The sequence below is a fragment of the Janthinobacterium sp. 1L-D-8-B-C4 genome, from assembly GCF_057291295.1.
In genome coordinates this window covers 1-24,080 of the sequence record NZ_JBXAVX010000017.1, presented here as the reverse complement: position 1 = coordinate 24,080, position 24,080 = coordinate 1, and the positions used below count along the sequence as shown (strand labels likewise).

Genomic DNA, 24,080 nt, shown 5'->3' with positions numbered 1-24,080 from the left:
GGCCGATGTAATCGGATTCCGGTCGCATTGTTCGGCGATGATCGAGGCAAAGGTCAGACGAGCTGACTTCGTCGCAGACCTGAAGCAGCCCCACCACCTGTCTGGCGGCGTCGGGCTGTATCGGTTCTATATTTGTCCGTCCGGCTTGATCAGTGCCGAGGAACTCCCGGCACGGCGGGGCAGTTACATGTCCATGCCAACCGCATTGCCGAAATAGCGCGGCCCTGCGGCAACATCTGGCCTGGGAAACAGTACTCATCGCGGGATGGACCGAGTGGCAACATGAAATAGATCAGGATACAGAGCGAAGTGTCTTGTTCTCGATCTTGCGGCTTCTGGCGCTGGGTAAGCCCCTGATGAAGTGATGGCGGTGACGCACCGCAGGCCACCACTGCCGCCACTTACTCAAACGGCTTGTGTGGATGCATCGCTCCCCACTCCGCCGATCCAGGCGACTCGAAGCCCGTAGGCTTGGGCATCGGGCGAATAGACTCCTGATCCCACATGCTGCGCGGCACCGGCCGCAGCCCCCAGCGCTTTAATAGCCGGCCGATCCAGCTGTCGCCGAACATCGGCCCCCGTGACAACAGGGCATCCGCGGCGGCCACCGCTTGTTCCTTGCTCAATCTTTGTTTCATCACGTCCTCCTTGCTTATTTGCTGACCGCCCTGCGGTTACCAGTGTATACGCAAGCAATGATGGCCCCGTTACCAGGATGGTAGACGACGCTCTTGGTGAAGTCGCATACCTGCATCGCCAATATGCTCTTGGCCCAGCCGATATCCAAAATATCACCCCGCTTGCAACGATGCAAAGCTTCGATAAAGCCCTGCTCGTTCTGGGCCGCCATGCCGAGTGCGCAGACTTTCTCGTTGCCGTCCGGATTGGCGCCGAAAGAATTATCGGCAAGCGCCGGGGTACTGCCGTTGATGGTGGCCAGCGCAATGGCGGTCGCGATTGCTTTCTTCATGTGGAGCCTCCTGGTGTGTGTTGATCAAGGGTAGTTTGGTCGTTCAGCCGTGCGATGCGGGCGCGGAACGTGGGATGGGAGCTGCATACTGTCTGCCAGGCTGGGATGTCGCCCAAAACTTCGCCCACGTAGGCCAGCGCGGCGCGCATGCGGGTGGCTCCGACCATCCGCGCCGCGTCGTGATCGGCAGCAAATTCCATCTGTCGCATCGTCCACAGCACAAAGAAATTGGCCATCACCGCGATCACCGCAGTGCTGTGCCCGATAATCACCAGCGACAGCAGCGAGCCATATATCGTCAGGCGAATCAAGGCATGCCGCAACCTGATATGGCCAAACTCATGTGCGAGAACTGACTCCAGCCGATCATCGTCCATCCCGGCGGCCTGGTCGCTGACCAGGATGGTGATGCCTTCGCCGATACCGCTCACCGTCACGTCGAACTTGTCGCTTTCATAGACATAAAACCGGGGAACGGCGACACCACTGACCTTGGCCAATGCTGCACCGATCCGCCGCACACGGTGCTGTCGGCCGGCACCCGCGACCATGCGCTTGAGTAGCAGCGCCCGCACCATCGGCTCGATCAGCAGCCAGCCATAGGCCACGCCGAAGCACGCCCACAGCGTGACGGCAAAACCGGAGTTGCCCCAGCCGACGACGGCCTTGGCCAGTGCCTCGACGAGAGCAACCACCGCCACCAGGCAGATGAACAATAATAGATAGCGCGTGCGCGTCGAAGGCAATAAGTCCATGGATCGATTCCAGTCTGTCCGTCTTCCATTCTTCCGCCGTCGCATCCCCGAACCGCGACTTTTCTCAATATTGCAGCGAATATAGGTTCGTCAGGTCTTCGGCGCCCAGCGGCGCCGCCTTGCTACAGTTCGACGCCTGGGCTGCGGCCGCTGCTGCCTGGCGCCCCCTTTCCAGCCTTCGCGCCAGCGTCCTCATCAAGCTTGTGGCCGCTGACCAGATCCTGCACACTGAGCTTTTCGACAGCGCTGGTCTTGTTCTGCTCCTGCTCGATCAGTTCCCTGACCTTGTCGCTGTCATTGGTGTAGATCGTCATATCCAGCCTCGGACGGGTGATGCCCACGTAGAAGGAGCGCTCTCCCATCGCCCTGCCGCTATCGGCTGTGATCAGAAAATTCACGTCGTTGGTGGTCCTGCCTTGCGATGCGTACACCGTCATCGCATAGGCGTAGTCCCAATGGGAGTCTGACTTGTCCGTCGATTTCAATGTGATCAACCCCCTGGCAGTATCCAGGACGATCTTGTCTTCCGTGATCGCGGTGACCTTGCCCAGGGTGCCGTTGTGGACTCCCAGTTCCTTGTTGTTGCGCGTGAACCGCAGTTCGTCGCCGATGCCGAGTTCACGGGCGTCAGGCTGGTATGCCTCCACCTTCGCATGCTTCTCGGGACTCCAGGTGACATGACGACCATCTTCCATGTGCAGTTTCACCTGATGGCGCGGTACGTCGACACTCATCACAGTGCCATAGCCTCCGCTGGCCACATCCAGACTGCGGTACTCGCGCCCGAACCGCACCACCATGCCTGGTTCATAATACGGAGTCGAAGCCTTCTGCGCGTCAGTGAAGCCGGTTGGTACCAGAATATTCCGTTCCACCTGTTTTGCCCCAATCTCGCCGCGCTCCTGCAGTCCCTCACGCACCAGCTTGTTGATAACATGGCGGTCGTCGTTGAGAGGGACAATGATCAGCGCCCTGTCCCGATCCTGCGGATGCTTGTCGAGGATGTCGCCGGCTACTTTGGCCAGCAACGCACCTTTGTTGCCCAATTCGACGATACGATCGGCCAGAAATTCCAGCGCCGTCGTGTTCTGCCGCGCGACCGCCGCCGATACCGCCTGCTTCAGGTCTTCGACCTGCTGCCGGTTGATGTCAGACATCACGGCGCCATCGACCCCTGCCTTCTGCAGCAGCTCAAATGGTTTGCCAGCCTCCACCGCGTTGTGCTGCAGCTCGTCCCCTACAAGCACCAGCCGGGCGCCTGCCTTTTGCGCCAACGCCATCAACTGCGTCATCTCGCGCTGCCCCGACAGCGAGGCCTCATCCATAATCCACAGTTCCTCGAGGGCATAGCCCCCTTCCTTGGCTTTGCCAGGCAGTGTGACGGACACGGTCCGCCACTGCTTCCCGGCCAAGTCGATCGCACCAAATAACTCCAGAGTCACCGGTTCCGGTTTGGCTTCTTTGACCGCGCGGCGGCCTTCGTCCAGCAAGAACCTGGCGGTCGTCACGCTCTCGATACCCGATTCCGTCTCTAGGGTCAGAGCCGCCATCGCGCTCGGCGCCATCCCGCGCACGGTGTATCCAGCCTCCTCTGCGGCGGTACGCACCAGTTCGAGCATCGTCGTCTTGCCAACGCCGGCGTACCCTTGCAGTCCAATGAACCGGTCTTGCGAGGTCAACACCACGCGCGCGGCATCCTCCTGGCCAACAGTCAGCCGGAACGGCGTGTCGCTGGCCACAGATCTCGCCTGCTCGAAAGCGACAACCGCCGCCACCACCCTTTCCAAGCCCATAATCGGCCCCACGGCGCCTCGTCCACCATCGAGCATGGTGAGCATGTCCCGCTCCCGTTTCAGTGCTTCTGGCGTCGTTATATGGCCTGCCAGGGGCGTCGACAGTGCCTCTTTGGCCGCCAGCTTGGCGCCTAGCGCCTTTTCAACCTCCTCTAGCCGTACGCTTGCCCACGGTGCATCTTTGACCGCATGCTCCAGGGCGACCCGGATCACCTCTTCCCGCGGCACCACGCTTTCGCGTTCGGTCAGGTGAGCGATGGCAAAGCGCACCGCGTCCGTCGCCTTCGCCGCGCTTACTGCTGGATCGGTCGGCGGCGCGCCGCCTTGCTCACGCTCGGCCGCGATCTTGCTGAAATCGACGCCCATGGACCGGGCCCGTTGTCGCCAGTCGTCGCGCAGCGCCTGGTGGTCAACCTCCGACTTCGCATCGCGGGTGCGCAGCGCGGCGTCCTCGCGCTGCGCCGCCGTCGCTGTCTCGCGCGTCAGGCCGAATTTTTCCAAACGTTCTTCGATGGCCTGGCTGCGCTGGCTGAAGTGGCCGATCTGTTCGCGCGAGACACCGGCAACCTCCCAGCGGCCGTCCTGGGTCGATTCCAGCCGATAGCCCAGCTCTCGCAGGTTGGCGGCCAGTTCGCTGTCGTAGATGGCCCCCAGCAGCTTCTGGTTTTTGTAGATCAGTTCATTGGAGATCGATCGCCAGCGCCCGTCTTCCAGTTGGGTCGCGTTGGCGATCACCAGGTGTGTATGGGTCTGAGGATCGAGGTCGCGGCTGGTGGTGTGGTGGAATCGGCCAACGATCAGATTATCGGTTCGCACGGTCGTCGTTTCACCTGCTTCCGTCACCCGCGCCTGCACCAGGTTCTGCTCGATGTAATCGAGCACCTTGGTCACCGCCGCCTCGTGCGCACAGCGGACCTCCTGCTTGTCTTCCACCTCAGCCAGGATCGAGACGGATTTTGGCGCAGAGAGGGTGACGTCGAAGCCTGGCCGGTGGTCACGCAACAACTCGCCATCAGGACCCTTGCCAAGAATTTTCCCGAGGCCGAACTCGCCGATCTCACCGGCAAGTACCTTGGCAAAGTCTTCCGGTCCGACGCTGCCCGTCAGGCCCAGCGCCTCGGCACCTTTGCCAGCCCAGACCGACATTGCCTGGTTTTCGTCCTGGCTGTAGTAGTTGTCCTCGGCGTAGTAGCTGGCGGCGCTGGCGACACTGGAGACGTTACTCATCGAGAGCATAGCTGATGATCTCCTTTTCGATGAATGGCGGCGCGATCACCGGGTATTCCTGGTAGTCGAATTTGACCTTCATGACCTCATTGCGGCCGGCCAGGCGCAAGTAACCGGTCAACGGCGGCAAGCCCATGATTTGCGATGCCATGACCAGCTCGCGCTTCTCACGCCGGGTGGCGATCGTCACGCCGTCCCGGGTTGGGTCGACGCCAAAACTGATGTTTTCGTCCTTTTCCATCAGTTCCTGATCGCCCAGGTTCTCGCTGACATATTTGGCGGTCAGGTAGTCCGGCACCAGCATCGCCAGCCGCGTCTGCAGCATGGAAATGATCGTCTGCGCGTCGTCGTCGCCGTAAATCTTGCGCACCTGCGCGATGTTCTGGTAACCCAGCATTAGCGCGATACCGTATTTCCGGCCGCGCGTCGCCACTTCTTTAAGGGTGCTGATCCGGTCCAGCGACGACAACTCGTCGAGCACGGAGAAAATCATCCGCGATCGGCTCGGCGGCAGCGACATGACAGCCCGCATCGCGATGTCGAACCACGCGGTGAGCAGCGGCTTCATCGTGCTCAGCATTTCTTCCTTGGTTGCGAGGAATAACCAGCTATCGGTCGTCTCGTCGTTGACCCAGTTGCGGATGGAAAACTGTGCCGACGACTCGCCGTCGCCCAGATAGCGCATTGCCTTGGCCGCACGCACTACATTCATCCGGATGCCGAGCGCCGTCTTGGCGGCCTCGGGATCCATGTAGACGGCCGCCGGCAGCTTCTTGACGATCGCCTGGATCTCCTTCAGGGTGAGCACGTTCACCACCTCCACCAGCCGCCTGTTGGTCGCCTGATTGATCTTGGCCAGGCGCGCCAGAATGTCCTCCAGCACGGCCTGGCCGCCCTCTTCCCAGAATGGTTCATTGTGCGTTTTCACGGGAATGAAGGATTCCGATATGTTCGCGTAATCATAAATCTTGCGCGCCTCGTTCCATGCCGTCCAGGGGGGACTGCGCTCGTCGAAGGGGTTGAGAATGATATCGATGCCCGGTCGGTAGAAATTCTCGATGAATTCACCGGTCGAATCAAAAACCAGTGCGCGTTTGCCAATGCGGCGTATGTCTTTCAGCACGGCCTTGATCGCGACCGATTTACCGGAACCCACCGCACCGGATACCGCTATGTTGTAGACCTCGCGTCCGGCTTCCATCGGAATGCCCGCGATATGGATCTCGCTGCACTTTCCCTGTGCTTCAAGATCATTGATGACAGCTTTCGGTTCGGCAAATACCGCTCCGCGCACAATTTCGTCTTTCGATACCTTTTTGCCGAACTGCCGCCAAGCCCAGTTGGTCAGGAAAAATACCGCCGTGCCGGCGGCCACCGACACCCATGCGCACATTTTGAGCTTGCGTTTTATCTCCGACCATTCGGGAGTGGTTATTTGCAGGAGCTTCTCGGCCGGCACAAGAAATATCTTGTTCTCCCCAGACCTGGCCAATGTGAATTTGACTTTCGCCTGCGGCTTGTTCGACTCTACGTTGAATGTGGCGACGGTGCGGCTCACGATGATTTGTCCCTCTTCCTCACTCAGCATGGCATTGCCGATGAACAGGCAAGATCCGGCTGCAGTGATCAGCGCCATCATGAAACTGAAAAACAGGGCGCTGAAATACAGCCCATATTCATGTCGCATGACCTCGGCGCCGCGCGTAAATTGGTGCCGCTTGTCGTTTCGGCTGATGGTCATGATGCTGCTCCGGGCGGATATATGGCCTCCAGTTGCTTGTCGGCCCACCGCAATGCCTCGGTGCCGAGCGTCTCCGGATGGCGAACCATGCCGCGCAGTTGGGCCTCGACGACGTATCGCGTGGCGAGGGTCTGGCGCAGGGTCTCGCGCTGATACCCATTGTTGGCGGCGCTCTGGATGCTGGCGATCAACTCATCGGTAGTCTTGTCCCGCAAGCCGCGGATAAGCAACTCTGTGGCGATGAATGTCTCGGATTTGTTGAGCAGGGCGGCCTGGTTGGCGATCCAGTTGCGCAGATCGGCTGGCAGGCGCAGCCCGAGAATTTTTGGGTCTTTCTTCATCAACAAAAACTCCTTTTAAATCAAAGGGTTTGCGACCTGAGAAAAGCAGCGCGTTAACAGAGCGAAAGCGACTCGTTAACGCTGAAAGCCAAGCGCAGCGCGGCTTTCAGCGGCAACCGGAGGTTGCGTGATGTGTGGGACTCTAGAGGGGGCACGGGGGCTCCCCCGTGGCACCTCCTGGAGCCCTGTCTTTATGTAACGCCGTCCCACCAGGGGGGATTTTCCCCTGGTGGGGATCTCAGGGCCGTCCTGCATCAGGGTGGGGTTCCCTGATGCAGGATTTTTTTATCCACAAATTTCATGCTGGAAAACGCTTCTTAAATAAATTTATTAAATGAATTTATAAGGAATACATTCAGGATACGCTCAATAAAACTATACTACGGTCCGCATACAAAAAGGATCCGATTCACGATTTTTATACTAAAATATTCATATAACATGGTTTGAAGTATTGTTGCCAATTGAAACTTTGATACGCGACAATTAAATAAATTTATTTATTGAAACTTAATGAATCTCAATAAATACATTCCACAAAAAATTTTTTCCTTTTGATATGACTGTCGACGTCGAAACTTACTTGGCACAGCTAGCAGGTGGGATGGGAAAGCTTGCTGCATGGGAAGCCGAAATATTTCAACTGTATCGGGCACGGGTCTCCTATCAAAAAATCGCCACCTTTTTGGCGCTCAACGGTGTTAAAGCGACGAAAATGGAGGTGTACCGATTTATTCACCGAAAGAAACGCACCCACCTGCTGCGGCCCGAAGATGATCTGCCTGCACAGCAGACATCGACACAGACGAATTGCAAATCTGAAATTCACTCCGGCTCAGAGATTTCAGGCGTTACTCAGGAGCCGGAACAAGCAGAGGACAGGTCGCAATTACCAAAATTTAGTTGGAGCAAAAATAGAGCGAAAGACAAACCAACCTGGTGAGGACAATATGAACTCGAACCAAATCCATTTTATTTTGCAGGGAAAAGGCGGTGTTGGCAAATCACTGATTGCGGCAATACTTGTGCAATATTTTGCAGATCGCCATGGTGCGGTCAAGCCGTTCGACACCGATCCTGTCAACGACACCCTGTCGCAGTACAAGGCATTTTCGTCGCGACGCATCGACATTCTGGATCAGATGAACAATATTAATGTCAGGGAATTTGATGGCCTGATTGAGGACCTGTTAACCAGCGATAGTGCCTGTGTGGTTGATAACGGGGCATCCACCTTTATTCCGCTGATGTCGTACATGGTGGAAAACAAGGCAATCGAGCTGCTCCAGGATGCGGGCAAGAAGGTGCTCATCCATTCTGTGATCACGGGCGGTCAGGCATTTGACGATACGCTGCAGGGATTGTCCATCATGCTGCACAACCAGACGGCACCGATTGTAGTCTGGCTCAACGAGTTTTTTGGCGTAGTCGAACGCGATGGGCGAGCATTTGCAGATTCGACGCTGTATCAGGAAAACCAGGCGCGCATACACAGCGTGATTCGCATCGAAAAAGGCAATCCGGATACCTTTGGTAAAGACATGGAATTACTGGGCAAAAGCAAATTGACATTCGATGAGGCCCAGCAATCTTCGATGTTCAGCATCATGCCCAGACAACGCCTGAAAATGGTGCGTCAGTCGCTGTTCGCTCAGCTCGACGCAGCGAGTTTCTGATATGAAAGACCAACGTCAACTGCCGCTGGGCGGCAAACAGGAACCCGCATTGGGCCGAGTCCTTGAAGCGAAGGGCGGCAGCGGCGAGGCCCATCAGCGCCAGGCCAGCCAGGTCGAGGCGCTGTGTGCCGAGGTATTCCGGCTGACTGGACAGAAGATCACCCAGGACGATCCCATCATCCTCGCAGCGCTGTTTCAGTCCGAACTGATCAATAAATCTGGCGCCAACGCGGCCTCTCAAATGCAAGAAGCGGTCAGTCAAGCTGTCGCGCAACTGGCCGACGCAGTAAAGGCGGAAAGAAAGCAGGCGACCGAGGTACAAAAGATGGTCGCATCGACGTTTCAGCAAATCGCCGATGGCACCAAACAGGTGGCCGAGCAGGAGCTTGCGGCCATGCAAGCCAGATTTGCGCGCATGGCATCCGACACGCTCGAGCAGGTGCGTCGGGAAGCCACGCACAAGGCACCAGGCATCAGTCTTTGGTGGAGAGCGGGCGCGTGCACCTTGGCAGGTATCACGGCAGGCTTGATAGGTGGCATGATGATTTCCGGCAATAGCGGCCGCGATTTATCCGAAAACCAAATCAGGCTCATGCACAACGGTTTGTTGCTGGATAAAGCCTGGCCAAAGCTGTCAAAATCGGCCCGCGAGACATTGGAGTTGTCCCCGATGGCAAAAGAGGCGGTGGCACCAGCAAAGGATGACAAAGCGAGGGGGAAATGATGTGCTGGCAATTATGGCACGCAAAAGCGTGGAAATGACGATCATCGGGCAGGGTCGTGAGGCGCAAATGCTACCGGGCACTGCCAATGCCCTTGCGCCGCATGGTCAATCGTTGAAACCTGTGTCAATAGGAAATCAAGATGTCGCCTTGATCCAGCGGCATATAGTTGCCGTGTTCGTCGGCAACAGCCGCAGTCACCTCAATCGTGAATGATAGCGGCAAAGCATTTTCCGACACCGGATTGGCTCTCAGCACGACATCAAAGCAGGTACGGTAGTGCCGGAAGAAAACCGGGTGGTCACCGTTGCTCCGTACAAATGCCGACATGCGCTCCAGTAATTCAAGGGTATCGAGCGGCAGGGGCGACTGTACATCGACCGCCTCGATCAGGAATGCATAGGGGGATGCCAGATGCATGGCGCCGGAACCATGCGCCTGAATGCCAATGGCCCATTGCGTACCGGACGCCTGGACCGGCAGACTACCACACTGATCAATCAATTCGGACAGGGCGGTCATCATCTCACTGCACCTCAATGATTTAGCAATTTGACTGTTTTCCATGCTGTTCTCCGTTAGAAACCGATTGTTATTGATACACATCGCATGCGATTCCCAGATGCCACCGCTCGACCAATGATTTGAGCTCGGCTGGCAAGGCATCCAGTTCGATCGTCTCAATGTGCCGATAAATCATGTCACCCCATAAGGTGGCCAGCATCCGCAGTTCGGGGGACAGGACATAATCGACCGGCGGATGCAGTCGCTTGCATTGGTTGATGGCCTGCTCGAGGCCCACGATCGACATGGTGCTCATTACGCTCCCCTCCCGTGATCCGGAATGTCATCAACAACAGTTTCCAGGAGTCGATGGTCGCCGATGAAGTGGCGCAAGTTATTGATCAATAACTCATTGCCAGCTGTTAATTCCGGCCGAATGACACGCATCACGTCCGCTTCCAGTGACTGGGCCAGGCTGTCCGAAAATCCTTTGATAAAGCCGTCGACCGGACGCAGATCGTCAGCGTGGATCAGGCCGAAGCCTTGCGTTTCATGATGGCCATAGCCCAATGCTTCGTGCAATTGCGCAAACGCATGTCCGGCGCGATACGATCCGGCTTTTCGCGCCTTTTGCAGCATCGCAAATTGTTGTGTCACCTTTTCCACTGGTAACAAGCCGCGCGCGCCGTCGATCAGGACATAGGCGCCACCGGTGAAATAGACGGCCAACATAAACGCCAGGCGCTGCTCTGGCATCACTTCCTTTGGCAGCGTCCAGTGCAGCCTGCGGTCATCCATATCCTTGCCCAGGGACAGTGTTCTTTGGAAAATCGATTTGAGCTGACCGGGCGTGTGTTCCCGCCGCCGCTCCACGCGATGTTTCAGATAGAGTTTTGATGATGTATGCATGATCATGCCTCCACGAAATCTCTGATTGGCGCAGCGACTGCGCCACGCGCTTGCCTAATCGTCGTAACCGGAGCCGCATCCCGCAGGGCAGCATCCGCACGCAATGCCATGGCAGCAATCACCGTGCTCTGCATTCGCAGCCGCGTCCTCATTGCGTTCTGCCATGGTTTGATAGCCAAACTGCTCGGCAATAGCGATGGCGTTATCTCGGTCGGCGACGGGAATCTGCGCAAGCCGTTCGTCAATCGCTGCGCTCAAACGTGCAACAAATACCTCCAGCGACAGACCGCAGCCGGGATACGATGCATCAAACATGCGTTGACATTCCTGCCGCCACGCAGCCAGCCCGATGTCAGCGATAAAATCGACCTGAATTTCTACTTTGTGCATGGCTGCCTCCAGTAAAATATCAACACAATCAATAACCTACATGATTCATTATAGGTCACTAACTATTGACTATCAATAGATACCATAGCAACTTTGCGACAGATCAAACGCGCTTCAGGGCGACAATGCGGCGGTTTGGGGGTGGCGGCACAAGCGGCCCGGAGGGCAAAATCTTTGGGCTCCGGCCAGGTCGGCGGTGGCTCTTGAAGTAGGTCTTGCCGAAGTAAATAGGCACGCTGGCGGGCAACCCGCCTGAGTTTCCAAAGTTTTAGCGGGTAGTCCCGTGACCCGGTTCCCGGCGTGCCGCCTCACGTCGGCCAGCGCCGTCCCTGAAGACCGCCGTTTCGCCTTGGCGGCACGCGCATCGCTTGCTCGCGCCGCAGGCGGGCATCTGCCGCGTCGTAGTCGGCGATCCACGCTGCAATTTCCCGCTCGGTCACCGGTACGCCACCCTGCCGGTTGACGCATGCCGACGGCATCGGTTTCGGGTACACCAGCACGGTGCTGGCAATGACCTCTGTGGTGTACCTCATCCCGCCGGCCCTGTCAGTCCACTTGCGGCTCTGCATCCGCCCTTCCACATGCAGTGCGTCGCCCTTGGCGATGCGCTTGCGCATCGACTGCGCCAGCGCTCCCGTCAGCACCACCCGGTGCCAGTGGGTGACAATACTGGACTGGCCAGTGCGCCAGTCTTCTTCGAAGTCGTCGGTGGCCAGCAGCAGATGGCATACCGGCGCGCCACTCGGCAATGCGGTCCAGCAGGGCATGCGGCCGACATTTCCCATCAGTATGACTTGGTTAATACTTGCCCGCATGATCTCCCCCTCAGCGCTGACGCTTCGCGATTTCATCGCGCAACCAGCGCAGCGCGGTCAACGCTTGGGCATTGAGCGCGCGCACATGGGTGTTGCGTACCTCGGCCGCAAAAAAACCCGCCCGCCTTGCCAGCGCGCGCAGTGCTTTGTCCGGTTTGCTGGCAAAACGGTACATCACGCGTGCCCCAGTCTCGTCCACCACGGCGGCGCCAGTCTGTTCCGATGCACCCTCGCCCACCGCCAGCTGCTGCGCCAGTTCCCACAACGTCGCTATCTGGCGCTGTGTGTTCAAGATGCGCACCGCCGGTTCAGCCAGCAGCGCACGCTCGCCCGCTGAGTTGAGCAAGCGGCTGATCGTCGGTCTTCGGTAGCCGAGTTGTTGCAGGCCGCCAGCGTCTCGGCTGCGTGCCAGGGTGCTGACGACTTGCAGGCGATGCTTGGCGGTTTCCAGTTTTTGCAGACGCGACGCCACCAGGTCAGCCGCGTCGGCGTTGCCACGCCGCGCACCCGTCCGCATCGTCGCGATCCAATGTCGCTGTAAAGTCATGCTGGTCTCCTTCGACTGTCGCGCGCGAAAGTCAGTAGGCAGCGGCCACGCGGCCGCCGGGAACCCCGGCCAGCTGCGACCGGGGCACTTGGTTTAGGCCGTACGCAGCAACTCAGGCAGCCAGCGGCAGTCGGCCACCGCACGTTCGGCGGCCTCAGCGGCCTGCTGCTTCTTCATCTTTTCCAGCGGTACCGCCGCCTCGGCCGACGCCGCCTCGCTGACCACCTTCACCATCCGCGCCACCGACACATGCTCGAAGTAGTGCTCTGCCGAAGCGCGCCACCATTTCCGCATGTCCAGCTTGAGCGACCGGCCCAGTGTGGCGAACTGCGGCGACGCTTCCTCACGCGACAGGGTGGCATCGAGCGAGTTGGCGACACAGAAGGCCAGCATCTCCAGCACCACCGCCTGCGGCTGTGCGCCCAACCATTCCAGCCAGCCCTCGCCATTACCTCCCTCTGGCAGGCGTGCCAGCAGCTGCTCGCGGCGCTGCGCAACGGCCGCTGCCGCCTTGCCCTTGCCGGCTTCCTCGGCCAGCGTGGGGTGGCTCAGGCTGATCTTTGCCAGTGTGCTGCGCGAGTAGCCGCCGTAGGCCAACAGCACTGACTTGAGCAGCGTATAGGTCAGGTAGACCAATGCCACATCGTTCTGGTCCATCATTTCGGCCTGCAGGGCGAGCGTGCGATGGGAGCTCAGTTCGGCGGTGAGCCGATCCGAATGGTCGGCCTTGCGACGCTTGCTCACCGCCACGCCGACCTGCTCGCTGGCGCGTTTTGCCATGTCAGCTGGCCGGATGGCGTCCTGCAGCACCGCCAGCTTGCCATTGCTGTCGATGTAGAGCACGGCACCGGCAATCGCCTTGTCCTCGGCATGTGGCACCTTGCTACACGTGGCGAGGATGGCTGCGCACTGCGTCGACAAGGCCGCCTGCTCCTCGCGCAGCTGCCCGGCCAGCTCCTCCTCGTCGTTTTCATCGGCGGCGTCGATGCGTTCGCCAAGTACGGTCATGCGCTCGGTCAGTTCGTCTACCTGCTGCTGCGCCTTCTCGCTCAGCACGCTGTGCGTGGTACGCACGCGGCCGAACTGCGCCAGATCGGCATGGTCTGCCCGTGGCATGATGTCGACCCATGCGGCGCCTTCTTTCCGGAGTGTTTTGGCGTGCTGTTCCAGCTTCTGCATCGCCAGCTTCTCCAACAAGCCCGCGTCCCTGATGTAGCCGGTGCCGCTGTCGCTGAACAGGTCGCGTTCGACCATGCCACCGGCTTGCTCGAAACTGTCCATGCCCACGTAGCGCGCCAGGCGATCCGATTGGGTATTGATCTTCTGCGCCGTCAGCAGCCGGCGCAGATCGTAGGCGCTGCGGTTGTACTTCGACAGGCTGTCCCACGCGCTCTCCTGCTCGGCGTGGTCGTCGACGAGCGCGAACGCCATCATGTGTTCGAAGTTCAACTCGCCGTCGCGAAACATCGCGAGCAGGCGCGGCGAAATGTTCGCCAGCTTGAGGTAGCGCTTGACGGTTGCCACCTCCAGTTCAAAGCGCAACGCCACATCCTCGATGGCGCGGCCATGGTGGATCATGGCCTGCATCGCCACGTAGAGGTCTGCCGGGTGCATATCCTCACGGCCGCTGTTCTCGGCCAAGCTGATGTCGATGGCCTCGTCCTCGGTCACCAGCAAGACATCGATGCCGTAGTCCGATGGCAACTCGCCCGCACCGACCAGCTGGCCGATGGCCTCAAGCCGGCGCCCGCCAGCGACGACTTCGATCACACCCGTCTCGACGCCGTCCACCAGCTGCCTGTAGCCGACGAGGTTCTGCAATAGCCCATGCGCGCGGATCAGGGCGGCGAGCACATTGAGGTCGGTTTGTTTCGTGCGTACGTTGTACTTGCTGCGCACCAGCTGCGCGCAGGTCGCGGTGACGACTGTGGCGTGGCGGGTCAGTTCAGCCACCGCGTCCGCGATTGCCGCGAGATGAGGCACGCCATTGGCGAGGGTAGTATGGTGAATTTCTGCTTGCATGATTGCTGCTCCTGAAGTGGATGGTTGGCTGTGCCCTGCCGCGATCGGCTCGTCCCGGCAGGGTGCGGTCCGCTACCAGGGAACTCAGGCTGGACCGGTTCCTGAGGCCTTGTGCTTAGTCCAGCGCCGCGCGGATCAGCCCCGCGTCGCGGTGCTGAAAGATAAAATCGGACAACTGGTGATAGGCGATCGCGAAACACGCGCCGTCCTGGAGGAATGACAGCGTGCTGTAGGCGGTGGCGGTGGCAATGATTCCCGCCGTATTCGCGCTGACCTCATCGTCGAAGTAGTTCGCGCAGGACAGGCGCAACATGGCGTCCGAGTCGGGAGCCATGTAAAAACCGCCATTGGACAGTTGGTAGAAATGCCAATAGCCGCCGTGATAGGAGGCGCAGATCCGCGCCAGCGTGGCGTAGATGGTATTTTCCAGCACGACGCAACGGTTGCCGGCGATCGCTGGCAGGCAGCGCAGGCGCTCATGGTCGTTGTCCACCAGCGTGGCGATGATCGGCAGATCGCGCGCGGGCTGTTTCAGGTGCGGATTGGTTTGCATGGTCTTTCCCTTCGAAGAAGTTGATCTGAGGTAAGAGGTCGAATCGGATCCTCTTGCTCGAACTTCCTCGTTCCCTCCCTTGGGAGGGCGGAGGGAGGGGGACTTTGTTTCAGGCAGCGAGGAACGGGGCCGCTGTCTCTGCCCCGTTCCGTCGTCTATCCCCAAGCAAGCCCCCCTCGCTTAGCCTGGGGGCGCTTGCTTGGGGATGCAAGAACGGGGTGCCGCGGCCCGTGCTGCCATCGTCGGGGTTGGCCGGGGGCGGCCGGCTGTAGAGCGCAAGCGGCGGCGCAAGGACGGTGACAGCCGGGTTTTGGGCTGGCGCCGCCCTTGAAAGCACCCGGCCCCTGGACTTGGCGCGGCCGGCTTCACAGCGCAAGCGGCGGCGCAAACGGCGTGACAGCCGGGCTGTTCGGCTGGCGCGGCGGTTGAAAGCGCCTGTCCATCACTTCAGGTTCTATGCGTGCATGCCACCCAGCCGACGCTGGCCATCGCCACCAATGCCGAGCGACGCGTTCGTCGCGCTGGAGCGCAGCGGAAGGCCGCCGGGCCGAGCCCGCAGGGCCGAGACCCGGCCATATGGGGCTCGGTTCACGACAGACCGGGGTTGCGGCCCAGGTCGTGACCTTGCGTCTGCTTTGGACTTTCGCGCGCGCAACCCGCCGAGGCAATACCTGGCGGATGCCAGCAGTCAGTTGCGGCCGTCGTTGCGGCTGTCTATCATCGTCATGGACAAGTCATGACCACGCAAGCTGCCAGCCGCCCGGCATCAGCCCATGCCGCAACGTCGGTGCGGCGGGCAGGTTGGATCGGCCCGCCGCAGATGACCTATGATGTAGCGCTACATGACCAGCAAGCGTTGGCGGTGGGCAATGCAGCACAGCGATCGACGCAGGATCAGCTGGTAAAACGTGCAGACCAACAGGAGAAAATCATGGCAAAACTCACAGAAGAACAACTGGCGCACGCACGAGTGACGTTTCTCTCGTTGGCAGATGGCGCGCCAGCACGTCAGCGCATCGAATTGCTCACACAGGATCAGGCCGATTGCATGTTCTGCACTCTGGAGCAACTCAAGGCGGCGCGCACATTGGACGAGATCACCGCGTTTGCGCTTCTCAACAACATGCAACCAGAAGAACTTCTTTACAGCCTGGCGGCGAAGGATGCCAGCGAATTCGGGCAACTCTGGAAACCACGCAATGCACAGCCCTGAACATCCCTGCAATCGTCACCATTCTTAGCGTTGACGCACGGTCACGCAAGAGTGACGCCAGCAGTGATCGTGGTGGCGCCGCTTTTTTGCCATCCTGGTGAATGCACGGCCATCGCCGCTGATTCTTGCAACGGTATAGTGAGCATGAACACAGCCAGTTTGCGAGATCGTCAAGAAGGGACGGGCGCGGGCATGTTGTACCTGCCGCCGCTCGTCAGGCAGCGGACCTTTGACCTGGCTTGCAATCAAATATAATTCGTCGATGCTGGGCGCCCCATCGCAGCGCGTTGGTGGTTTTCGTGCAGATAGATGCAGTGGTGACGAAGCGCGGTCGATCACTGATCCCTCATGACATGCGATCAGGAGATCGGCGAAAGATAAACACGACTAGTTTTAGTTTTCCAGCCCTGGCACGGCGCGCTCTGCGTGTGTTCCGTCGAGCGGTCCCGAGAAGCGTCGACGACTGGCAAATAGGCGATCATCCAAATGGCGCTCGCCCCAGTGGCTGTGGCGAAGCTCTCGTTCATTTTTCACGCCGATGATGTTGCTGAATCAGTTGGGCGCCGTATGCGTCGAGCGAGCGTGAAGAATTGCTTGATCAAATGTATCAAAGTCGTATCCGCCAACGCTATACATGCCATCTGCGAGCGTAATGCCGTATTTTCTCATCATTGCGGCTCGTGCGTTGCACGCGTCCCCTTCAATCGAAATGTGCGCTTTGTACATGGCATCAGCGTGGGCTAAGGCCAGGGCTAACGTCGCAAATAGATCGCCTCCAATGACGTACTGCTGCAGCGTATCATTGCGGACAATATGGAAGCGCCTCGTTAGATACAGCTGATATGCGCCCACCTCGACGTTGGGTTCACCGTCGTACAGCGAATTATCTTCCTGCGTCTTCGCGACGGCCGGCTTGCCCAACAGCAGGCCAAGTACGCCGCAAACGATCAACAGTGCAGCGATAAACATCATCGTGCGCTTCTCTTCAATTTTGCCAATATTGGTGACTGTCATTGATGGTACAGATATTTCCGATGATATGTACTGCGAGTCCGTCCTGACGGTCGTATCGTAAGTTACAGAAAATACCATTAACACAATGCCAATTGCTAACAAAACACTGCTGAAAATCTTGCTCATTTCACCCTTTTGCTCAGTTTACCTGGTCAGCGCCAAGAAGATTGCCAATTATCGTCACAGATTAGAATTTTTGCAACGACTTAGATTTCTAGTATTCGGCAAAAGAATGCTGTACGAAAGAGATCGGTTACGAACAGAGTGTTTTGGATGTAGGCGTATGAAGTGCAGTGGAACGGAAAACCGGGTTAAGGAAATTAGGGGCGGTTATGGAAAATGGAGAAAATCGGGCGGTAAGCCTGGTTCAGGCTTCTTGTGAACCGACAGGACGCCGGCAGACGCCTGTTCTATTGAGCCTAATGCTATTTCTGGCCATATCCAGACTGACCTATCTACTCATCGGTCGTTGGGTTGCGCAACGAACGTAGCTCGCCCTTGACCACTGCATCCGGTACCGAGAACGAATACCGGCCCAGCATGTTGATGTGCTCGTATAGCAGCGGCGACAGCCTGGCCACGTCCTCATCTAGGACCTCGAAGCTGTCCGCGCCCAGCTGGTTCAATGCGGCTTCCATATAGCTTGTGTTCCACAGTACGATCATGTTGAGCACCAGGCCGAGTGCACCGAGTTGGTCTTCTTGGCCTTCCCTGTAGTGTTGGCGCAGTTCGCCTCTCTTTCCGTGGAAGACAGCACGGGCGACGCTATGCCGTCCCTCGCCACGGTTGAGCTGTGTCAGCGTGCCCCGGCGCTTGGCCTCGTCATCGATGTAGGTCAACGTGTGCAGCGACTTGTCGATCCGGCCGAACTCAGCGATGGCTTGGGCCAGCCTGGTCGGGCGCTCGCCGACCTGGAGCGTGCGCATGATGCCGGCGGCCGGTACACGGCCGAGTTTGAGCGAGCCGGCCAGGCGCAACATGTCATCCCGATGCGGTTCAATCTTCTGCATGCTGATGTTGTGACCGGATACAGAATTGAGCAGGCCGTAGTCGGCCTTCTGGTCGATCCGCCAGAAGCGGGTACCGCCGACATCAGCCAGGCGCGGGCTGAATCGGTACCCAAGCAGGCGGAACAGGCCGAAAACCACATCGCTGCAGGCTCCCGTGTCCGTCATGATCTGGGTTGGCTGAAGCTCGGTCTGCTGCTCCAGGACCACAGCCAGCAGCACCAGGCTGTCGCGCAGCGTGCCCGGCAACGTGATGTCGTTCAGCCCTGAAAACTGATTCGAGATCAGGTTGTACCAGGTGACGCCGCGCCCGACGCCAAAGTATTTCGGATTCGGCCCGGAATGCACTGATCGCACCGGCACCACGAACCGCATGCCGTCGGCCGAGGCGACCTCGCCCCCACCCCATAAACTGGCCAGCGCAGAACGGCTCTGCGCGGCGACCAGCAGTGTGTTCGCTGCCGTGATAGTATCGTCGCGCAGGTAGTTCTGGTCCACCCAGGATAACCTGTCGCGCTTGAGCGCCGGCACGTTGCCGCGAATCAGTGGCTCTGGACCCGTGTTGCATGCCTCCGCCATCAGCCCCGCGCAGATACTCACGTGCAGATCGGAAGCCCGCGCCGTGCGCTCCGAGATATGGGTGAAGGCGTCGGTAAAGCGTGTGCGGGATGCTATCTCGAGGATCAATTCCGGCAGATCGACGCGCGGCAGCGTGGCCATGACCTTGGCGCGCAGCGCGATCAGCGATGCCGGTTCTTCCATTCGGGGATGCGGCGCGATACCCTAGACGTACAGTTTTTTGAGATGGACCAGCGAAGAAGGGCGACGTGGCAGCGGCGTACAAATACCGGTGCCCTCTAATGCGCTTGACGTTGGCGCCCGTTGCAAATCGTGATTTGTGAGCGCGCTGAAGTCAGCGTATTGCAATTATCAACGAACTTAGGGAAGCTTTTGCAGAAGTGCGATTTTTTCTTCAAGCGTGGCGCGCGACAGTTCACCCATATGCCGCAGGTAAAGCCGCCCCTTTGGATCGTAGAACAGAGTCGTCGGATAGCCTGAAGAAGCAGTCAGAGTGCTCACCTGCTTCGCCGGATCCAGGACAACATTCTGTGTCCTCAGACCCTGTGCGGCGAGATAATGAGTGACGATTTCCATCGATTCGCCTTGGTTCACGAAGACGAATTCAATCTCCGCGTGGGCCAGTTGCGTCATCTGCATTGCTGGCATCTCGCGCTGGCACGGTGGGCACCAGGTTGCCCAAAGATTGATCACCACCGGACGGCCAGTAAAATTGGTCAACTCTACGGCTGATCCATCCAAGCTACGCACCTCTACTGCTGGAACTGGCGCTCCCGCCGAAAAAAGTGCCTGATTCAGTGAGGCTCCCCCAATGTAAATGACGGATCCAACCAAGGCTGCAGTCCAAAGTGGCTTGCGTAGCAGCGGAGATCGCCTCGACAACTCGGCACCGATCACGAATGCTGTGACGAAACCAGCCACAATATCGAAGCCGCCATCGCGCAAGTCAAGCACCTCCAACGGCGCGCTCGCGTAGATATCGGCATGCCGCAAAACGAAGATGAGCCGGGCGACCCCGAAGCCACCGAAGAGCATTTTCCATAAAATTGGACCAGGATCGACACGACAGGACGCACGGAACCATGCGGCCACTGCATTGGCAAGCAGGATACTGGCCACCAGTAACGCTACCTGCATCGGAATAATTAGGGGACCTAGCTTAACTGCATCCAAACGACTCTCCCATCCGTGCTGAGCAATTCACCAGCATAGCCCTTTCACTCTTGTGTTCCAACACCCATTAAGCGTGATGCAAAATCAACGACTGATAGTTGCCAATCTTACATTGCCAGGTTAGAGCATAGTTCATCCGAACAGTCCGAACGAAACGATACCCGAGAACGCTTAACGGTGTTTTCCGTTTTCGCTTCCCGTTGCCTCAGCATCAAAAACACGTCAGTTTCATTGGTTGAATCATTTTTTGAAACAAGTATATTTTTTACTTGACGCATTTTATGTTTCATAATTAAAATACGGTCTTTCAGCCAACTAAAAGGCCAAACATGAGCAAGTTACTTGAATTAATCCGGAATTCCAAAGCCTCGAAAAAGGAGGAGCTAGTGCCCTGTACAGTGCGCCTTCCCATGAAGCTGAATTCTTTCATCGAGGCCCTGGCCGATGAGGTGTCGCTGTCAAAGCAAGAGGCGCTGCTGCACTTGATCCAGGAAGGTGCAAGTGTAGCGATGAAGGAATTGAAGCTGGACGATCCAGAGGAAGAGAAGAAGAAGCAAGATCAAGCCAACAAGGAGCAGGAGAGTTGTAGCTTTCATATCCTTAACACGAACAAGCGCAACAGCCTCGAGGATCACGAATGGATGCTCAAGAATGGCTTCGCGGGCGCCTTCTACGATCCATGGAAGTACAACATCGACCGAATTAAAAATGGAGACGTCGTCTTTTTATATGAAAACGGCGTGGGGATTGTGGCATACGGCAAGGGAACGGGCGAGGTGCTGTTGGACTGGTACGGCGACGACGAAGGGGAGACCCACTACCAGAAACTGGACAATTTTAAGGTGCTTTCGAAGCCATTGTCTGCGTCCGAGATCCAGAAGATTCTTGGTCGGAACGTGATGTTTCTGAGGGTCATGTCCGCGATGCCCGACGGGCAAAAGGTTGTGGACAGGATCATCCTTGCGCAGGAAAATATCTAAATCCCCAAACAGGGGCTTAAGTCTGTTTTCCGTTCCACTGCACCTCAAACCCCGACAACTGCAGCTGCCGGCGCCGGCGATCACCAAACCTGCCGTGCTGCATCTGGTCGAACTGGCCGGCGCTGCTGGCGACCGTGGACCAGATCGAGGACCAGGAACAGGACGTGGAGCGGCCGGCGCGCAGCGCTGCGCGTCGAAGCGGTGCGATCCCGTGCGGCGCCCTGGCCGAGCACCTGCAACAGCTGGCGACGCAGGCGTCGACCGGGCCGGCCGTGCCGCACCTGGTCGAGCTGGCCAGGTCGCCGGCACCGGCGATCAGATCCAGGATCAAGACCGCACCCAGGCCCACCAGGAGCAGGCAGTGACGCGGCCGGCGCGCAACGCTGGACATCGAAGCGGTGCGATCGCGCGTGGCGCCCTGGTCGAGTGCCTGCTGCAAATGGCGATGCGCTACTGCTACCCGACCACATACGAAAAACTATGTCGGCTTGGTTCGATGACCAGAAACCGTTTTTGAGCTATTCCCGACACATGGCGACCATGCCTGCTTAGCCCTTGGCGCGAGCCTTAGCGTACTATTTTTTCCGTTTCCCCTGTTCTCCCCTTCTCAGCTAGCTGAAACCACACGGCTAAGCTTACCTGGCTCGTGGCTCGGGCTTCACATCTTTGGTCCGATAGGCTCTGTCTTAACCCGGTTTTGCGTTCCGTTGCACCTGGAACCCCAAAAAGGCCCGCAACACATGATGTTGCAGGCCTGCTGTAGAAGCGTCCAACGCTAGCGTCGCGGCATCATGGATGCGCAGTCATGCTCAGGTGCCAGTGACTCAGGTGGGCCCCATCGATCGCCACTTGCGCCGGCTTGGTCCATGGCTGAACGCCCGGGATGCTGACCGTGGCGGAAAACTTGGCGTCGATCAGCGCGAGCTTGATGAATGACGGCCCGATGTAAATTCGTCGGGTGGTGGCCGCTGCTGCCTCGAGGTCGAGCAGCGCGCGGTTTGCGGCGATCCATGCTTGCAAGATCGCCAGCTTCGGCTTGAGCGGCGGGTTGGCCACCACTTCGGCGGCCGCGGCGTTGATCATCTGCTGGATCTGGGCGCCATTGCCCTGCCCTCCCAGGGCGTCGCTGTAGCCGCCCGCGCCGTCGGCATAGCGCAGGTCGATCTGCTGTCCGTCGCTATGGCCGCTGTGCTCGAGGATGGAACGACCGGTGGCCGTCTGCGTGATATGCATGCTGCTGGTGTCGTCGAAGCGGTAAGCCTTGGTGCCGAGCCAGTCGAGCGTCTGCTTGGTGGACCACGAGTCGCCGCCGGCGTCGCGGCTGCCGTAGCGCCTTGCAGCCAGCGCGGCGACACTGTTACCCAGGTAGAGCGGCGTGAACGCCGTCTTGCTGTCGAAGGACACCTGCCCTCCTTCGGCCGGATCGGACGTGGTGCTGGTCTCTTCGACCGTGCCCTTGAGCCTGACCGTCACCGACAGCTTGCCGTTGCTCATCGCGTCGGCGAAGACCGGCAGCGAAAGCCGATTGAACTTGATCTTGCCGGCGGTGAGCGTGTGCGCCTGACCCAGCAGATTGTCGGTCGTAAACGATGGGTCGGCGCCGTTTGCGGACACCCCGATGTTCACTTCCGTGATCTTGGCGTCGGCCGGCGAAAAGGCGATCTCGAGCGGGATCGTATGGGTGGCGTCGGCCGCACTTTGCTGAATCGACAGATACGGCCCGACCAGGTTGCCGGTGGTGGTGATCGGGTCCAGCACCGGGTGCGCGTCGGCATTTGGCGACAAGAATTTTGCCGAGGTAACCTTCAGGCCGACGCAGCCGAGCGACATTTCAACCTGGGTGATTGTCGCCAGAGCACTGTCGCCGATATTGGTCGCGCTGACGGCGCCGCTGATCGACAGGTCGGCCAATTCGGCCTCCTTGCTCACGTCGACGCAAGCCGTCTTGGTGATGCTCGCCTGCGTGAAATGCGACTGATTCACCGATCCGCTGGCCGACAAGGCAGTGCCCGGCAGCCCGACCACCGAATACGACCAGGTGTCGTTATACTGGCTTTGCTGGGTCGTGTAAGTCGGATACTCGGCGGTGTAAACAGTCACCTTGGCACCGACGCTCTTTGTTCCCTTCGGTACATTAAAAGCAATCGGCGTCGTGATCGTCTGATTCTGCGCCGAAGCAGTCGCGCTGAAGGTCTGCCCCCCGGCCAGCGTCGCCGTGACGGCTGCGGGCGCGGCAAGCGTCTTCGCTTCCGGTACCTCGCGGCGCGCGCCGGCTTTGCCATTCTGGACCACGGTGCTCGAGACAAAGCTCGACGATGCCGCGCCCGCCTGCTTGGAAAGCACCTCGGGCAAGGCGCCCAGCGAGTACGTCATCGTCACGGTTGCCTGGGTTGTTCCCTGCAGGATCACCGTGCTGGCGCTGACAACGTCGGGATTGACCAGATCGTTGAGCGTGAGCTGATACGTATCGGGAATGACGCCTTCAAAGACGAAATTGCCATTGCCATCGATCAGTGCGGTGGCCCGCAGCTGCCCGTTGAATCCGCGCAGCAGAATGCGTTTGCCGCCCAGCGTGGTGACTGCCGCGCCTTGTGGATTGATCAGCTTGCCGGAAAGCTTGGCGCCCTGCTTGATGGCCAGCAAATCGTAAGTCACTGCGAACTCGCCATCCTTGGATACAAAGTTCAGCGACATGTTCACGGTGCCATTTGGCAAGCCCGACAGCGCTTGCTGCAGGGCGGGACCGGTAATGCTGAAGCTCGCGTCGGCCGGGTTGTAGGCCCAGAACGGCTTCAGGCCGACCGATGCGCCATTGCTGCCGGACACCAGTGCATCGCTGTCATCCTTCAGGTCGAGCGCAGGTATGCCCTGCAGCTTGAAGGTCTAAAGTGGATCCATCAGTCAAGACACTTTCCCGACTAATTTAAGCTGTGCCCGTTTCCACTGCTCCAGCTGCTCGGCGCTGACCCGTATTGCTCTCTTCCTGTGACTTCTTCTTGTCGTCACCAAACCGGTCGACGATCAGCGCACCGCCGCCAACCCCGTCGCGGTAGACTTGGTCGGGCGTCTGGTAGCTCAGCGATTGGTGCGGCCGCTCAGCGTTATAGAACGCGAAATACTGCGCCAGGCCCACCGTCAATTCCGCCATA

Annotated in this window: 24 protein-coding genes and 1 pseudogene; 5 read left to right on the top strand and 20 right to left on the bottom strand. The window is 58.8% G+C overall.

All coding sequences use genetic code 11. The annotated features are described in order from the left end of the window. Positions 1-401 precede the first annotated feature (401 nt). The 6 genes from AC0Z42_RS24480 to AC0Z42_RS24455 form a co-directional block, all read right to left on the bottom strand. On the bottom strand, positions 402-638 hold the full coding sequence (locus tag AC0Z42_RS24480) for a hypothetical protein (protein ID WP_485470752.1): 237 nt from the start codon (positions 636-638) through the stop codon (positions 402-404). Positions 639-652: 14 nt separating this feature from the next. Then, the gene (locus AC0Z42_RS24475; RefSeq protein ID WP_485470751.1) at positions 653-970 is read right to left on the bottom strand and encodes a hypothetical protein; all 318 of its coding nucleotides are present in this window, start codon (positions 968-970) and stop codon (positions 653-655) included. Further along, positions 967-1,725, bottom strand: a complete 759-nt coding sequence (locus AC0Z42_RS24470; RefSeq protein WP_485470750.1) for a M48 family metallopeptidase — start codon at positions 1,723-1,725, stop codon at positions 967-969. Before AC0Z42_RS24470 ends, AC0Z42_RS24475 begins: the two co-directional genes overlap by 4 nt. A gap of 122 nt (positions 1,726-1,847) precedes the next feature. Next, positions 1,848-4,754 carry a MobF family relaxase gene (mobF, locus tag AC0Z42_RS24465; RefSeq protein ID WP_485470749.1) on the bottom strand — a complete coding sequence of 969 codons (2,907 nt, stop codon included), beginning with the start codon at positions 4,752-4,754 and terminating at the stop codon, positions 1,848-1,850. Next, entirely contained in the window at positions 4,738-6,486 is a 1,749-nt protein-coding gene (locus AC0Z42_RS24460; RefSeq protein WP_485470748.1) for a type IV secretion system DNA-binding domain-containing protein, read from the bottom strand. The genes mobF and AC0Z42_RS24460 overlap by 17 nt, the downstream gene beginning before the upstream one ends. Then, positions 6,483-6,830 (bottom strand): hypothetical protein, encoded by a 348-nt coding sequence (locus tag AC0Z42_RS24455; RefSeq protein WP_485470747.1) that lies wholly within the window; start codon positions 6,828-6,830, stop codon positions 6,483-6,485. The genes AC0Z42_RS24460 and AC0Z42_RS24455 overlap by 4 nt, the downstream gene beginning before the upstream one ends. 580 nt (positions 6,831-7,410) lie before the next feature. Here AC0Z42_RS24455 and AC0Z42_RS24450 point away from each other — a divergent pair. The 3 genes from AC0Z42_RS24450 to AC0Z42_RS24440 are packed head-to-tail and all read left to right on the top strand — an operon-like array spanning position 7,411 to position 9,227. Further along, positions 7,411-7,770, top strand: coding sequence for a hypothetical protein (locus tag AC0Z42_RS24450; protein ID WP_485470746.1), 360 nt, complete (start codon positions 7,411-7,413; stop codon positions 7,768-7,770). Positions 7,771-7,777: 7 nt separating this feature from the next. Beyond that, entirely contained in the window at positions 7,778-8,503 is a 726-nt protein-coding gene (locus tag AC0Z42_RS24445; RefSeq protein WP_485470745.1) for a nucleotide-binding protein, read from the top strand. Between the two features lies 1 nt (position 8,504). Continuing rightward, positions 8,505-9,227 (top strand): hypothetical protein, encoded by a 723-nt coding sequence (locus AC0Z42_RS24440; RefSeq protein WP_485470744.1) that lies wholly within the window; start codon positions 8,505-8,507, stop codon positions 9,225-9,227. Between the two features lie 124 nt (positions 9,228-9,351). Here the strand turns inward: AC0Z42_RS24440 and AC0Z42_RS24435 are convergent, their stop codons facing one another. From AC0Z42_RS24435 to AC0Z42_RS24400, 8 genes are all read right to left on the bottom strand, one after another. Continuing rightward, positions 9,352-9,792, bottom strand: a complete 441-nt coding sequence (locus AC0Z42_RS24435) for a hypothetical protein (RefSeq protein ID WP_485470743.1) — start codon at positions 9,790-9,792, stop codon at positions 9,352-9,354. 25 nt (positions 9,793-9,817) lie between these two features. Next, entirely contained in the window at positions 9,818-10,045 is a 228-nt protein-coding gene (locus AC0Z42_RS24430; protein WP_485470742.1) for a DUF3717 domain-containing protein, read from the bottom strand. Continuing rightward, the gene (locus AC0Z42_RS24425) at positions 10,045-10,638 is read right to left on the bottom strand and encodes a hypothetical protein (protein ID WP_485470741.1); all 594 of its coding nucleotides are present in this window, start codon (positions 10,636-10,638) and stop codon (positions 10,045-10,047) included. Before AC0Z42_RS24425 ends, AC0Z42_RS24430 begins: the two co-directional genes overlap by 1 nt. A gap of 54 nt (positions 10,639-10,692) precedes the next feature. After that, complete coding sequence (locus AC0Z42_RS24420) at positions 10,693-11,028, bottom strand: hypothetical protein (RefSeq protein WP_485470740.1); 336 nt, start codon at positions 11,026-11,028, stop codon at positions 10,693-10,695. A gap of 308 nt (positions 11,029-11,336) precedes the next feature. Further along, positions 11,337-11,843: a single-stranded DNA-binding protein gene (locus AC0Z42_RS24415; RefSeq protein WP_485470739.1), complete on the bottom strand. Its 507-nt coding sequence runs from the start codon at positions 11,841-11,843 to the stop codon at positions 11,337-11,339. Between the two features lie 10 nt (positions 11,844-11,853). Beyond that, positions 11,854-12,390: a hypothetical protein gene (locus tag AC0Z42_RS24410; protein ID WP_485470738.1), complete on the bottom strand. Its 537-nt coding sequence runs from the start codon at positions 12,388-12,390 to the stop codon at positions 11,854-11,856. Between the two features lie 93 nt (positions 12,391-12,483). After that, complete coding sequence (locus AC0Z42_RS24405) at positions 12,484-14,412, bottom strand: ParB/RepB/Spo0J family partition protein (protein ID WP_485470737.1); 1,929 nt, start codon at positions 14,410-14,412, stop codon at positions 12,484-12,486. A 115-nt stretch (positions 14,413-14,527) separates the two neighbouring features. Continuing rightward, complete coding sequence (locus AC0Z42_RS24400; protein WP_485470736.1) at positions 14,528-14,965, bottom strand: antirestriction protein; 438 nt, start codon at positions 14,963-14,965, stop codon at positions 14,528-14,530. Between the two features lie 736 nt (positions 14,966-15,701). On the opposite strand from AC0Z42_RS24400, the gene AC0Z42_RS24395 reads away from it, so the two are divergent. Further along, positions 15,702-16,178, top strand: coding sequence for a hypothetical protein (locus tag AC0Z42_RS24395; RefSeq protein WP_485470735.1), 477 nt, complete (start codon positions 15,702-15,704; stop codon positions 16,176-16,178). A gap of 552 nt (positions 16,179-16,730) precedes the next feature. Here the strand turns inward: AC0Z42_RS24395 and AC0Z42_RS24390 are convergent. The 3 genes and pseudogenes from AC0Z42_RS24390 to AC0Z42_RS24380 form a co-directional block, all read right to left on the bottom strand. Continuing rightward, entirely contained in the window at positions 16,731-17,318 is a 588-nt protein-coding gene (locus AC0Z42_RS24390; RefSeq protein ID WP_485470734.1) for a hypothetical protein, read from the bottom strand. A gap of 329 nt (positions 17,319-17,647) precedes the next feature. Next, positions 17,648-18,964: pseudogene (locus AC0Z42_RS24385) on the bottom strand (Tn3 family transposase); the annotation flags it as partial. Positions 18,965-19,138: 174 nt separating this feature from the next. Further along, the gene (locus AC0Z42_RS24380; protein ID WP_485470733.1) at positions 19,139-19,951 is read right to left on the bottom strand and encodes a redoxin domain-containing protein; all 813 of its coding nucleotides are present in this window, start codon (positions 19,949-19,951) and stop codon (positions 19,139-19,141) included. Between the two features lie 329 nt (positions 19,952-20,280). Between AC0Z42_RS24380 and AC0Z42_RS24375 the strand changes: the two genes are divergently transcribed. Further along, the gene (locus AC0Z42_RS24375) at positions 20,281-20,931 is read left to right on the top strand and encodes a hypothetical protein (RefSeq protein WP_485470732.1); all 651 of its coding nucleotides are present in this window, start codon (positions 20,281-20,283) and stop codon (positions 20,929-20,931) included. Positions 20,932-20,947: 16 nt separating this feature from the next. Here the strand turns inward: AC0Z42_RS24375 and AC0Z42_RS24370 are convergent, their stop codons facing one another. The 3 genes from AC0Z42_RS24370 to AC0Z42_RS24360 form a co-directional block, all read right to left on the bottom strand. Next, entirely contained in the window at positions 20,948-21,370 is a 423-nt protein-coding gene (locus AC0Z42_RS24370) for a hypothetical protein (protein ID WP_485470731.1), read from the bottom strand. 350 nt (positions 21,371-21,720) lie between these two features. Then, entirely contained in the window at positions 21,721-23,757 is a 2,037-nt protein-coding gene (locus AC0Z42_RS24365; protein ID WP_485470730.1) for a carboxypeptidase-like regulatory domain-containing protein, read from the bottom strand. Between the two features lie 97 nt (positions 23,758-23,854). Beyond that, positions 23,855-24,080 (bottom strand): integrase core domain-containing protein (locus AC0Z42_RS24360; protein WP_485470729.1); only part of this gene is annotated, 226 nt, incomplete at its 5' end.

Coding starts and splice junctions, on each gene's coding strand:
- AC0Z42_RS24405 (WP_485470737.1), bottom strand. CDS start 14,412: ATGCAAGCAGAAATTCACCATACTACCCTCGCCAATGGCGTGCCTCAT.
- AC0Z42_RS24420 (WP_485470740.1), bottom strand. CDS start 11,028: ATGCACAAAGTAGAAATTCAGGTCGATTTTATCGCTGACATCGGGCTG.
- AC0Z42_RS24480 (WP_485470752.1), bottom strand. CDS start 638: ATGAAACAAAGATTGAGCAAGGAACAAGCGGTGGCCGCCGCGGATGCC.
- AC0Z42_RS24470 (WP_485470750.1), bottom strand. CDS start 1,725: ATGGACTTATTGCCTTCGACGCGCACGCGCTATCTATTATTGTTCATC.
- AC0Z42_RS24430 (WP_485470742.1), bottom strand. CDS start 10,045: ATGAGCACCATGTCGATCGTGGGCCTCGAGCAGGCCATCAACCAATGC.
- AC0Z42_RS24425 (WP_485470741.1), bottom strand. CDS start 10,638: ATGCATACATCATCAAAACTCTATCTGAAACATCGCGTGGAGCGGCGG.
- AC0Z42_RS24395 (WP_485470735.1), top strand. CDS start 15,702: ATGACCACGCAAGCTGCCAGCCGCCCGGCATCAGCCCATGCCGCAACG.
- AC0Z42_RS24460 (WP_485470748.1), bottom strand. CDS start 6,486: ATGACCATCAGCCGAAACGACAAGCGGCACCAATTTACGCGCGGCGCC.
- AC0Z42_RS24400 (WP_485470736.1), bottom strand. CDS start 14,965: ATGCAAACCAATCCGCACCTGAAACAGCCCGCGCGCGATCTGCCGATC.
- AC0Z42_RS24475 (WP_485470751.1), bottom strand. CDS start 970: ATGAAGAAAGCAATCGCGACCGCCATTGCGCTGGCCACCATCAACGGC.
- AC0Z42_RS24390 (WP_485470734.1), bottom strand. CDS start 17,318: ATGAGCAAGATTTTCAGCAGTGTTTTGTTAGCAATTGGCATTGTGTTA.
- AC0Z42_RS24375 (WP_485470732.1), top strand. CDS start 20,281: ATGAGCAAGTTACTTGAATTAATCCGGAATTCCAAAGCCTCGAAAAAG.
- AC0Z42_RS24440 (WP_485470744.1), top strand. CDS start 8,505: ATGAAAGACCAACGTCAACTGCCGCTGGGCGGCAAACAGGAACCCGCA.
- AC0Z42_RS24435 (WP_485470743.1), bottom strand. CDS start 9,792: ATGGAAAACAGTCAAATTGCTAAATCATTGAGGTGCAGTGAGATGATG.
- AC0Z42_RS24415 (WP_485470739.1), bottom strand. CDS start 11,843: ATGCGGGCAAGTATTAACCAAGTCATACTGATGGGAAATGTCGGCCGC.
- AC0Z42_RS24445 (WP_485470745.1), top strand. CDS start 7,778: ATGAACTCGAACCAAATCCATTTTATTTTGCAGGGAAAAGGCGGTGTT.
- AC0Z42_RS24410 (WP_485470738.1), bottom strand. CDS start 12,390: ATGACTTTACAGCGACATTGGATCGCGACGATGCGGACGGGTGCGCGG.
- mobF (WP_485470749.1), bottom strand. CDS start 4,754: ATGCTCTCGATGAGTAACGTCTCCAGTGTCGCCAGCGCCGCCAGCTAC.